Source organism: Paenibacillus sp. FSL W8-0187 (genome assembly GCF_037969755.1).
Taxonomy (GTDB): domain Bacteria; phylum Bacillota; class Bacilli; order Paenibacillales; family Paenibacillaceae; genus Paenibacillus_AQ.
The window spans coordinates 6,707,501-6,720,295 of record NZ_CP150206.1 but is presented as its reverse complement, the minus strand read 5'-3'; the positions used below and the strand labels follow the sequence as shown (position 1 = coordinate 6,720,295).

Sequence of the window (12,795 nt, the reverse complement as noted above, 5' to 3'; positions counted from 1 at the left end):
GGATGAAGGAATCTAATTTCAGATTCTCGAATAATTTACCACGGGTCAGTCTTATGCGGAAAGGAGTGGATACCATCGATAGGCAGCACAGTTATGCTGATGACATCCCAGACCCTGAATTGATTGAGAAATCTAATTTTTTGGGAGGGGCAAAGCCTTGAGTAAAAAGTTATGGTCCGCACTACTAAGTTTTATATTGATGCTATCATTGATTGCACCAGCGGCTGGGGCCGCTCCGGCAGAACGGCAGATCGAACTGGACAATCAGCTCAGTGCCGATGAAGCAAGGCAGTTAAAGGATATTCTAAAACAGAGAGCAAAGCTAGCGGAGTTTCCCAAGCTTGATCAAAGTCTACAGAAGTCTGCTGGGGGTCCAGCAAGAGTCATCGTAGAGTTATCTACTGAGCCAGTGGCTTTGGCAAAAGGCCTATCCTCCATTCAGGGCCAATCTTTTAGTTCTTCGGCAGAGGCGAAGGTCGAAGCCCAGGTACAATTGGAGCAGCAGACTTTTATTCGCAGTCTGGACACGAAGAATATATCACACGAAATTTCGAACCAATACAGTTACGCATTCAATGGGGTGTCCATGGAGATCGATGGCAGCAAGGTTGAAGCGCTGCTTGATATTCCAGGCGTTTTAGGCGTTTATCCCGATTTGGAGGTAACGGTTGGACCGAAGGGCGAAGTGAATCCATATATGAAAGATACGGGGCCATTCATCGGTGCTCCGGAAGTATGGGATCTCGGATATACAGGTAAAGGCATTAAAGTCGGCGTTATTGATACAGGAATTGATTATGTTCACCCTGTCCTGAAAGATGCTTATAAGGGCGGATATGACTTCGTTGACAATGATAATGATCCATATGAAACTACTCCAGTCGACTGGGAAAATGACCCTTCCAATCCCCCCGAGGTCGATGACAGGGGAAGTACGTATTGGACGGATCATGGAACGCACGTAGCGGGTACCATCGGAGCCCGCGATGTCGGCGAATATGGAGTCGTAGGCATTGCGCCGGGCGCGGATATCTATGCTTACCGCGTTCTTGGGCCCTACGGAAGCGGCTATTCCAGCTGGGTGCTTGGAGGTATTGACCGCTCCGTGCAGGATGGGATGGATGTAATTAACCTCTCGCTTGGTAATTCCCGCAATGACCCGGATTATGTAACATCCGTAGCACTCAACAATGCTGCGCTGGCTGGTGTCACGCCAGTCGTTGCAAGCGGAAATACAGGGCCAAACCGCTGGACGGTTGGATCACCGGGGGCGGCGGCTTTTCCGATAACGGTAGGAAACTCTACAGGTCCAAGTGACGAAATTGCGGCAACATCGCACTTTTTCACGGATGGGGAAATGCCAGAAGGCCCAACTAAAACCAATGAGGGCACGTTGGAACCTGGGGCGGAGCCAACACAACCCGTGACGCCTGAAGTGAAGGAGGATTTAGGAGCACAGGCAGACGAAGCAGTTAGATCAACATCGACTGAAGATGTTGCACCAATCGATAAATCTGCCCAGGCTGCATTGACTGATGACACGGCCGCTATGGATGGAACTGCAACTTCCGTCGATACGGAGCAGGATTCCAATCCAGTTCAATCGGGAGATGGTGCAGAAGAGGAGCCTGTCACTGATGAAGTGTCTGTTGAATCTGTCAAGGATGTAGAAGTGCCTCCGGCAGATGATGTCACTCCGATTACTGTGGTAGATGCAACGTATAAGCTTGAATTAATGGCTTGGAACCTGGCTGAGGACCCAGAATTCGTCCTTGATGGAGATTTTGAACTGGTTTATGGGGATCTGGGTAAGCCAGAGGATTTTGCAGATAAAGACGTAGCAGGTAAAATCGCTTTGATTAAACGCGGCGAACTCGCCTTTGTCGATAAAATTGCCAATGCGAAAGCAGCAGGCGCGACGGGTGTCATCGTATTCAACCAGAATCCTGGCCCAGTCGGCGTCTTGCTTGGGGACAGCTTCTCCTTCATTCCAACCTTTAGTATGAGTAAAGAAGACGGCGATTATATCAAATCGCTGCTCGATGCCAACCCGGATCTGAAAGTGAAGTTTTCGGATTTTATTAAAAACCGAACCGCAGGCGATGAGATTAATGATTCCAGCTCCAGAGGCCCGGCTAAAAAGACGCTGGACATCAAGCCTGACGTGGTAGCACCAGGAACAAGCATTTTGTCATCCGTTCCGGCATACGGGAAGGACATTCCAGAAGCAGATTACAGTCAATCCTATGATCGTTTAACAGGTACTAGTATGGCATCCCCGCATGTGGCAGGGCTTGCAGCTCTCATTTTGGAGAAACACAACGATTGGACTCCATTCGATGTCAAAGTCGCACTGATGAACAACGCCAAAGTACTGAATACCGAGTCTTACGACGTAACGGATCAAGGGGCCGGGCGCGTACAAGCACTCAATACGATCCAGGCAGAGGCTCTGGTGAAGGTTCTGGACAAAACTTCTTATCAGGAGAACGGAACAAGTAAAGAGCAGGATAATATTACGGGAAGCATTAACTTCGGTAATTTTACAGGAGCAGCCGCACAAACTGTTCAGAAGAAAATAAAAGTTGAGCAGATTGGTGACATTGGTGGTCAGTTTGAGGTTGAGGTTAGTACAACTCAATCTACCCCTGGAGTAGCTGTCACGGTGGATCAACCTTCTTTTGATTTAAGTGGCGAGAAAGAACTGGTTGTAACGCTTCAAGTTCCGGCAGGTGTATCCGGGGTTTCAGAGCAGCAGGGCTACATTATTTTCAAAAATGATACTCGTACTTACTCTGTACCCTATGTAGCTTACTTTAATCTGGAAATGACCGGTGTCAAATATACCAAGGTTTACAGTGAGACCGAGAACTATCTGGCGCACTTCCCTCTGAACGAACAAGGAGAACTGGGTGAACTGAGTGTAGGTTTTGAATTCTATAATCCTATGGGAATCGTCATCGTAGATTTGTATGATAGCCTTCACCCAGAATCAGGACCAGGTCAAGATGGAGTGATTGGGCAAATTTTTGGTGCGGATGAGTATCTCTTTAATGCTAATACGGAATATACACTCGACTGGGATGGGGAGTACCACAACTATTCATCCGAGGAAATCGAAGAGATTAAAGACGGCTTGTACTCGGTTGAGCTTCTCTCTCTCGGCACTAATGGGAATACTTATTCTGATTACGCCACAATTCCATTCTTCGTGAAGAGAACGGCACCAGAGATCAAAACCGAGCTTGATGTCAAAATCTCCGGTAAGAACAATCCCGCATTAACCGGCAAGGTCGATGACCTCTATGTAACGGCTGCCCCAGCAATGTGGGATGAATGGACAATTGATTTTGACGTCAGTGAATGGCTGGATGCCACTTATGTTATTAAAAGAGCTAATAAAACGGTAGCGAAGGAAGGCGACTTTGATGTCGAGCAGGATGGTGCCTTTAACATTGCATTAGATGGATTGTCTTCTGGCAATTACACTGTCGAGCTTTCCGTCAAAGACCATCAAGGACTTCAAGGAAAAGCCTCCGTATCTTTGCAGCTGACGGGAGCGCCTGGACCAGGCAACCCGGATCCAGGTAACCCAGGCGGCGGATCCGGCGGCGGAGGTGGAGGAGGCTCGTCATCCGGTGGCGGTTCCACAGGAACTCCGTCCACTCCGGCACCCGAAGTATCAGGTGATGCCAAAGTAACCACGAAGAAAAATGCGGATGGTACTGAGTCTGCAACGGCTGCTCTGTCTGAAGCTGCTGTTGCAGCAGGAATTACCGGAGACGGCAAAGAAGTGAAGCTGGATGTATCAAAGCTGGATTTCAGCAAATATAGCGATGTAGCCCTTACCCTCGGTAAGGCTGCCGTGGATAAACTGAAAGCATCCGGCAAACCGCTTGTTATTGCAGGTAACGGCTTTTCCCTGATAGTTCCTGCTGATGCTTTGGATGATTTTACAACGAGCAGCGGATTCAGCTTAGCGGTTTCTGTAGCTGCAAGCAAAGGGGGAACCGCGGCGGGCAGCTTTAACGCTGTATCCCCGATCGTTTCGGTCAAACACGGGGATAAGTTTAAACATCCGCTTTTGCTGACATTGAACTATGACCCAACAAAAGTGAAGGATTCGCGTAAAGTAGGTGCCTACCTGCAGTCGGAAAAAGGAGACCTGCAATCCGCAGGATTGCTGCAATCGGCTGTGCGCGGATCGATCACGTTCCGTGTTAACGGTCCAGGATCTTATGTGGCAGCCGAGAATAACGTGACCTTTGACGACATCGTCAGCCACTGGGCTAAGGATGAGATCGAGGTTGCTGCCTCGCAGCATATTACAAACGGTACAGGTGCAGGACGCTTCTCTCCAAACAATGCGGTGACCCGTGCCGAATTTGCTACATTGCTTGATCGTATTTTCGAGACAGGCATTGATTGGGAAACACGCAGCAAAGAAGCGGGAGCGAAGAATCCGCTGACCCGTGAGGATATGGTAGTTATGATCGCGGAAGCGTTGAAGATTGATTCCGACGCAGGCTCCTTGTCATTCAACGATACGAATCTGATTTCGGAGGATGCGCGTGCGGCTGTGGCCTTTGCCGTAAACGAAGGTCTGGTGAAGGGAGTGAGCGGCAACCGCTTCGCACCGGGCGAGACTTCCACTCGGGCTCAGGTATCCGTGATTGTGTACCGTTTACTGGATTATCTGAATAAAATCTAATCAAGGATAGGCAGAGACAGAGCTTTAACGATGGAGGACTCGGCTGTTAGCAGCCGAGTCCTTTTTATTTAGGCTTTAGCCAGTTGAGTGCGTGAAACGCGCGAAACAAAAAACCACCCGCTATGCGGGTGGAGGGATCAAGGGTTTGACCAACAAGACCATCCCGATAGAATTGAGATGTTCAGGCTCAAATTGAAAGGAATGGTCTTAGATGGCAAACAAGAACTATAGTCTAGCTCACACGAAGTGGATGTGCAAATACCACATTGTGTTCACCCCGAAGTATAGACGGAAAGAGATCTATAATCAAGTGAGGAAAGACTTGATCGAAATCTTCAAACGTTTATGTAAATACAAGGGTGTGGAGATAATCGAAGGTCACATGATGCCCGATCATGTTCATATGTTAGTAGCAATTCCCCCAAAAATCTCAGTATCTTCATTTATGGGATACCTGAAGGGGAAAAGTGCACTGATGATATTCGAGCGACATGCAAATTTGAAGTATAAATATGGCAATCGAAAATTTTGGGCGGAAGGATACTACGTCAGTACAGTAGGCTTAAATGAGGCAACCGTCGCTAAATATATTCGTGAACAAGAAGCACATGACCAGGCAGTGGACAAACTGAGTGTGAAAGAGTATGAAGATCCATTTAGCAGAAACAGTAGCAAGAAAAAGTAAACCAGTTTAACTGGTAAGTGAAAGAGACAAATTACACTGAGCCTGAACAATTTATTGTCAGGCTAGCGTCTTTAGGCGCAGTTTGGCAACAGGGGGTTATACCCCAAGTGCAAACCACCCGTTGGACGGGTGGTCATGATTTTCTTGACAGCGTTCTGCATGAACGTTTGTAATATAAAGGAAATGGATGAGCAACCGGGAGGCGAACAAAGATAAAAACCCAAAAAGCCGTCATTTATTTTACCATAGCAATCGTACCTTTATTCATCATCTTCACCGTGTTAGGAAGTATTGCCGAAGGAACGGAAGGCGGTGCGATCCAGCGAATCGTCGAATGGTTAACGACCTATATTTTGCCATGGATCTTCTTGTATTGGTTTATTAAGCTGGTCCGCAAGATGAAGTAAACAAGGCCGTATGAAAGCTCAAGAAAGACTCGGGTGTTTACCCGAGTTTTTTTCGTTTTCGCCAAAGATCCCTCATACGGGGGATGTATATCTACCCAGTCAAAAGCTACTATTTTATCTGAGTATACGTTCCTATTTAACTGAATTGTATGCCTAACTAACTAGAAAAAGGAGGAAAATAACCATTAAACGCAGTGTAGCAAAAGCATTCATTGTGGTGGCCATGATCGTTCCGCTTCTATTAGGCAGCCTGGTCATTCCTGTGAAAGATCGGGCCTCTGCATTCAAGGTGCAGGCCGAGACGATTGGTACCATCGCTTATGATCCAAGAGGATTTGCCGGAGTCCACTCTATCTATAGCGATGGTACCACCGTCAGGGTTCTGGACGACTTTAATAAAGTCCCTTCTAACGCGCGCTGGGTCACGTTCATGCCGATCAATTTTGACGGGGTGGAGCTTTATTACAGCCGAGACGGGATTACAACCGAGAAGAAATTGATGAACCTTAGAGGGTTGAATGACCTGCCTGCCGATGTGAGGTGGCTGACGTTAAGTAACTTTGATGGAGCGTTCTTTGAGAATCAACCCATCGATAATCAGCAGTATACGTACAGTGTGGACGGTGTCAATATTTTAAGCGGTCCAGAGGTGCCGGCCAACGCGTTATGGGCCACAATAAGCTATTATACGACGACCTGGGCTGGCGAAAACAAATCGTTGAACTACAGCCGTTCCCGGGCGAGTTACAACCTGAATGCCGACCTCATCCGCAGCGTTTCTATTCAGTCCCATGCGGCAGATTCGAGTTATGCAAGGGCAGGCGATACGGTTACGTTGTCCTTTTCTTCGCTTCGAGCGCTCCAATCCCCGAGGGTCACACTGGCTGGACAGCAAATGCAAGCAATCGCTATACCGAACACGGTCGGAAACGATTGGAGGGCATCTATGACGCTGGATGCTAGCCATCCGGAAGGGGAGATCAATTTCAGCATTGCATACCAAGACGAAGGGATTCCTATGACCGTATCGGCGACCACGGATGGAAGCTCCGTATTTTTCGACAATAGCCCGCCATCGGTATCTCTGTCGCAATCTACGTCAGAATGGACACAGGGCAACGTTATTGTTAACGGACGAGCATATGATACGGGTAGCGGGGTCCAGATTGAGAAATGGGCGGAAGGCCGCCAACCGATGTCCTTTTTCCATAATAACGGCCATCTGCCGCAAGGCGGCAGCATGTTCACCGCGTTCAATAACGGATGGTATACCTGGTATGCAAAGGATCGTGCAGGAAATGAAATGGTGCAGTTCATTGAAATCGGGAACATTGATCGAGTATCACCTTCGCTTAGCCTGACGTCATCGCCGACGGGGTGGACAGCTGGGTCTGTCCAAATTACCGCATCAACCGTAGATGATCTCAGCGGGGTTAAGCTCACGAAGTGGGCTGCCGGCAACCAGCCGCTGGCATTTTTCAAGAATGGCACCGGAACCATGTTCAGCGATTCTTTTACAGTGACAAATAACGGGGTTTACACCGTCTATGCAGAGGATCAAGCGGGGAATCCGGTAACAGAGCAGATTACGATTCACAATCTGGACGACATCCCTCCTGCGATTTCGTTGACTCCATCCACGACAGAGCCGACGCAGACGGATATCGCTATTACTGTAGACGCCTCCGATCAGGAAAGCGGCATCGAGATCGTCAAATGGGCAGTGGGCAAGCAGCCGGCCTCCTATTTTGCGGCAGAGGGGAACACCTTGCAAGGGACAGGCTTTACGGTTTCAGAGAATGGTCTATACACAGTTTATGCCAAGGACAAGGCCGGGAACGAACAGATCGAGACTGTAGAAATCACCAATATTTATAAAAGCGGCCCAAACCTCCGGCTGTCACTCGACAACCCCGATTGGGCGAACAGCCCCGTTCGAATACAACTCGATGTAACGGACAACGGTAGCGGGATCGCGGTGCAGAAATGGGCTACCAGACATCATGATTCCGATTATTTCAAGAATGAAGGCACTCCGTTTACCGGTAGCAGCTTTACCGTTGACAGCAATGGAATGTATACCGTTTATATCAAAGACAATGCTGGTTACGAGGCCGTGGCCGTCATTGAGGTTACCCGAATGGATAACGAAAGACCGATAATATCGGAGCCCAAGCTAACGCCTAGTACGTGGACGAGTCAGGATGTCAAAGTGTGGGTATCCGGCATGGATAACTCCGGCGTGATCTCACTTATGAAATGGAGCGCCGGTGTGCAGGACGAAGTTTACTTCGAGCAAGGAAGGGGCATCGTGTTCCAAGATGTATTTACGGTGGATGCGAACGGAGAATACACGGTATATGCGAAAGACGCTGCCGGTAACGGGGATGTTAGATCCTTCCATGTAAGCAACATCGATAGGGAAGAACCGATCATCTACCTGCAGCCTTCTATCAAGGATCCGACAAACCAGAACGTGGCCGTGACGGCTGATGTTTACGGTACGTTAAGTCCGATTATGTCTACGAAGTGGGCGCCGGGGATCAAGTCGTTGTCCTATTTTGAAGCGGAAGGGAACGACTTTAACGGAACCTTCGAAGCGGAGTTGAATGGATGGTATAGCGTATACGCCGAGAGTGCTGCGGGCAACAAAACAATTGAGACCATTGAAGTCATGAACATTTTTAAAGAGGTGCCAGTCATTCAGGTTGCGGTGTCACCGTCTGTTCCGACGCAAACCGACGTCACGGTGACCGCCTCGGTCTATGCTCCGAATCCGTTGGTTGAGAGTAAGCTTGCCTTCGGGCAACAGGATGCTTTCTATTTCGCACACGGTGGTGGCGAGCCTTGGAGTGATAGGCTGGAGGTCCATGACAATGGCTGGATTACTTATTATGTCCGGGATCATGCAGGCAATGAGTCGGTGAAACTGGTGGAAATCACGAATATCGATCGTGAAAAGCCGGTAATTACCCTGCTTGGCGATTCTCGAATCTCATTGGTGCAAGGTTCTGACTATACGGATCCGGGCGCCATGGCCAATGACAATCTAGACGGAGATCTAACGGATCGCATCGAGGTTGAAGGTAAAGTCGATACTTCCAGACCGGGACAATACACGCTCCGTTATTCGGTAGCCGATCGTGCCGGCAATGAGGCGGAAGAGGTTGTTCGAACGGTTAACGTTACGCCTCGGCCAGATGGTGGAGATACAGGACCGACTGATCCTACACCGGGAAGTGGCGGGAGCGAGCCGAATCCTTCTTCAGTAGATAAGGGGGATAAGAACGAAGGACTTCCAGGATCGATTTCAACCCCAACGCCAACCCCAACAACACCAGCTCCAGGAAATGACGGCGGTTCGTCTGCTGCACAGCCGCCCCCTAGCAAACAGACTCCTGCCCTTACCGACATTACCGGACACTGGGCCGAGTCTGACATCCAGGCGCTATATGATCTGAAGCTGGTAAAAGGTTATCCTGACGGAAGCTACAAACCAGACCGTCCGGTGACCCGGGCCGAATTTGTCGCGCTGCTGATACGGAGCCTGGGATTAAAGGGTCAATACAGCGCTGCATTCCAGGATATTAAAAATCACTGGGCTGGCGACGCAATTCGTACTGCTCTAGCCCATGGAATTATTGGTGGGTACAGCAGCCGAGCTTTTGGCCCCGATGATCCGATCACACGTGAGCAAATGGCTGTCATGCTGGCCAACTCGAGCCAGCTTGTGAGTCTTTCCTCCAGCGTTTCCGGTACAAACTTAACTTCCTTCAAAGACCAAGGTTCCATATCCGCCTGGGCAAAGCAACAGGTATCCGACGTGGTTGAGAACGAGCTGATGAACGGGTACCCCGGAGGAAGCTTCTTGCCTCGAGGAGTGGCAACACGAGCAGAGATAGCAGCGGTTATACATCGTTTTATAAATGTAATTGAACAGAGCATATAAACGAAAAAGCTTACTTAAGGTCTCTTCCTTAAGTAAGCTTTTTAGATCTATTATAAGAGCATTCACATGCTTCCCAAGCATACTGATCGTGGAACAGAAGGGTAGAGGCGATGGAATTGCAGCTTATAGCTGGCGTTTAGTCCCTTCTGGAGATAGGGGCTACTCAGGAAAGGGATGGTCCTCGTGAAGCAAACCGAGCGTATTAGCGATGGCTGCGGCTTTTCCTCTTCGGTCAACCTTCAGTTTTTCGAAGATTTTCTTGATGTGGGTCTTTACTGTCTCATTGGTGATGGTAAGTGCCGCGGCGATTTCTTTATTCGAGAGCCCCTTCGAGATCAGGCGAAGCACTTCCTTCTCCCGTCCTGTTAAATCATGCACTCCTCCCGCACGCTTTTTTGCCGATTGGAGGCCATGATCGGAAAGCGGCAGCTCGGTATGGGAGCGGACTTTCGCATGAATGGCAAATAGAGCTTGGGAGGCAATGGTGCTCAACACATGAAAACGATCGGGGGCAAATGCTTTTGTGCTCATCTCATTTTGCAGAAACAATACTCCTAGCAATTGATCCTGAATAACGATAGGAAAATAAAGCACGGAACCTTCTGTCGAATGAGCGGAAGAAGTTGAGTTCAACTCAACCATCCCTGGTGTGGCAGTCGGCCCGTGAAGGGCAGCTTGGGATTCCGCTGTCTGAATAAGCAAACGCCGGCTGACTCCATGGGCATCCTCCAGGAGAGTTCGCTGAGAAGAAGCCGTCAATCGCCTGCCGTCCATCTTTGCCGCAGCTTCTACATACCATTTGCCGTCCTGCAACATTAGCATCAGACCGCGATGGGCGCCGGCGTTCATGACCAGGAGCTGCATGAAACGTTCAGCTACTCGCTCCGTTGCGATCTCCGAGTTAAAAATATGTGATGCCTGCATGATGGCGGCCAAATCCAACACTTGCGGATAGTTGACGATATGGCCCGAAAGCGACATGGAGGGGACGGTTTCCTGGAAGGACTTATCCCCCTCGTCCTTATCAGTGAGTGCTTCATGCTGCTGAAATGAATTGGAAGCGGAAGGATTTTGCCTGGTTTCATACCTGCAGCGCTTGGCATCCGTATCTGATTCAACAGCTAATCGATGCCGGGCTATTTTCTCAGCAATGCTCCGCATGTCGAGGTAACGGTCATCGGGGTCTTTTTCCAGCATGTTCAGGATAAGCTCTGATATCCATTGAGGCAGATGAATATCATGGAAGGGATCAGGCCTTATGGTAAGATGGGCGTGAGCCCAAGGAAGTGCACCGTTCGCGGTGAAGGGAAGTCTATGAGCGAATAGCTCGTAGAATGTCACGCCGAGTGAGTAGATATCGGCTCTGCCATCCAGGCGATGGCTCATTCTCCCGGTTTGTTCCGGAGACATATAGATTGGATTGGCTTCCAGACTGCCATGCCCCTGTAAATTCAATTGATCCCGGCGAACGGCGTATCCGAAGCCCGTTAAATAAACGTCCTGGGTGCTTTCCTGAACAAGAAGGGTATCTGGCCTGATGTTTAAATGCAGAACGTCGCGGGTATGCAGATCCTGCAGCCTGCGGGCAGCACGCTCAAGCATTGGAATTAATACCGAGGGTGAGGAGCCGTGGATTCGTACATATTCCCTTAAGGTTATAGCGTGAATGGGTTCAAACTCCAACACGATCATTGTCTTGAACGATAAGTAGGATACAGGCTTGAACAGCCCGTCCACATTCAAATCATTGAGGAAATGATATTCGTGGATGAGCTTCGCATTCTCGATCGTTGTACGGCTACCTTCTTTTACAATTTTCAGGAGCATCGTTCTCCGGGTTCGCTCGGAACGGGCATACGCCACCGTTATATATGAATCCTCATAGACGATGCCGGTGATCGTATATCCTGGGATTTTCAACATATCGCACATTCCTTTGGTCTAGCCTGTTCGTATGCTCGTATCTGGCATGGTCGTACTATGGCTTGTATTTTGTTTAGTATATCATGTCTATAGACTGGGATTATCAAAAACAAAAGCACTAAGAGGAATGAAAGGTTAGCGATACAGACGCAGATATCCGTTTTATGTAAATCTAAAAGACAGACGTCCAGTCGATCCGTACGGTGCGGATGATTTGGGCGTCTGTCTTATGAGGGCCAGAACTATGTTTAAAGCATACAAACAACCTGATCGGTTACAGAGACCTGGCGGAGACAGTTAATCCCTCGCCCACTGGTCCAGTTTGTCATCACCGGGAAGAAGCAGGGCAAGCAGACCAAGCAGCGGCAGGAAGCCGATGGCGATCATGACATTGCCGATTCCCCAAGCATCCCCGAGATTACCGAGCACAAGCGAACCGATCCCGCCCATGCCAAAAGCAAACCCGGTGATCAGCCCGGATACCGTACCGATATTGCCAGGATGCAGCAGTTGGGCATATACAACGGTAACCGAGAAACTGGATAATAGGACAAATCCGCCGATGAGCAGCAATACAGCCGCCCAAAATGGCGAGGCGAACGGCAGAATCAACGCAATGGGTGCCGTACCGATCATGGAGAGCATGATCATATTGCGGCGGCCAAAGCGGTCGGCCAGTGGACCGCCGAAGAAGGTGCCCACAGCTCCGGAAGCGAGAAACAGAAAAATATAGATCTGAGCATTATCAATCGTGATCTTGTATGCATCCATGAGGTAGAAGGCATAATAGCTGCTAATGGCAGCGCCATACCAGGAGCGGATAAACACGAGAATGACGAGCACCAGCGTTGCATTGCGTACGCTCTTGCGGCGGGCGGGATCGAGCATGCGCCCGGCAGCTTTCTTTTTAAATGTGTAACCAGCCTTCAGCATGCCGTGATACCAATGCGCAACATAGGATTGCACGATGATACCAGCCGCAGCAACGAAGGTGAAACCGATCGCGCCAAACTGTCCGAACGGTACGAAAATGTATCTTGTCAGGAGCGGAGCAAGTGACTGTCCGGCATTGCCCCCTACTTGAAAGATCGATTGGGATAACCCTTTTCGCATACCTGCA

At 49.3% G+C, this 12,795-nt stretch carries 5 protein-coding genes (1 of these 5 running past the window's edge); 3 read left to right on the top strand and 2 right to left on the bottom strand.

Annotated features, from left to right (window positions below):
* Positions 1-157 precede the first annotated feature (157 nt).
* The 3 genes from MKY48_RS30580 to MKY48_RS30570 all read left to right on the top strand — a co-directional run bounded on the left by MKY48_RS30580 (position 158) and on the right by MKY48_RS30570 (position 9,752).
* A complete protein-coding gene (locus MKY48_RS30580; protein WP_339291823.1) occupies positions 158-4,711 on the top strand; it encodes a S8 family serine peptidase in 4,554 nt (1,517 codons plus the stop codon).
* A gap of 211 nt (positions 4,712-4,922) precedes the next feature.
* On the top strand, positions 4,923-5,396 hold the full coding sequence (gene tnpA, locus MKY48_RS30575; protein ID WP_339291822.1) for an IS200/IS605 family transposase: 474 nt from the start codon (positions 4,923-4,925) through the stop codon (positions 5,394-5,396).
* A gap of 630 nt (positions 5,397-6,026) precedes the next feature.
* Positions 6,027-9,752, top strand: coding sequence for an S-layer homology domain-containing protein (locus tag MKY48_RS30570; protein WP_339291821.1), 3,726 nt, complete (start codon positions 6,027-6,029; stop codon positions 9,750-9,752).
* A gap of 159 nt (positions 9,753-9,911) precedes the next feature.
* Here MKY48_RS30570 and MKY48_RS30565 read toward each other — a convergent pair whose 3' ends face one another.
* Positions 9,912-11,675: a LuxR C-terminal-related transcriptional regulator gene (locus tag MKY48_RS30565; protein WP_339291820.1), complete on the bottom strand. Its 1,764-nt coding sequence runs from the start codon at positions 11,673-11,675 to the stop codon at positions 9,912-9,914.
* Positions 11,676-11,972: 297 nt separating this feature from the next.
* On the bottom strand, positions 11,973-12,795 hold the 3' portion of the coding sequence (locus tag MKY48_RS30560) for an MFS transporter (protein WP_076326485.1). The gene runs 434 nt beyond the window's last position; only the last 823 of its 1,257 coding nucleotides appear in the window; the start codon falls outside the window, past its right edge; the stop codon is at positions 11,973-11,975.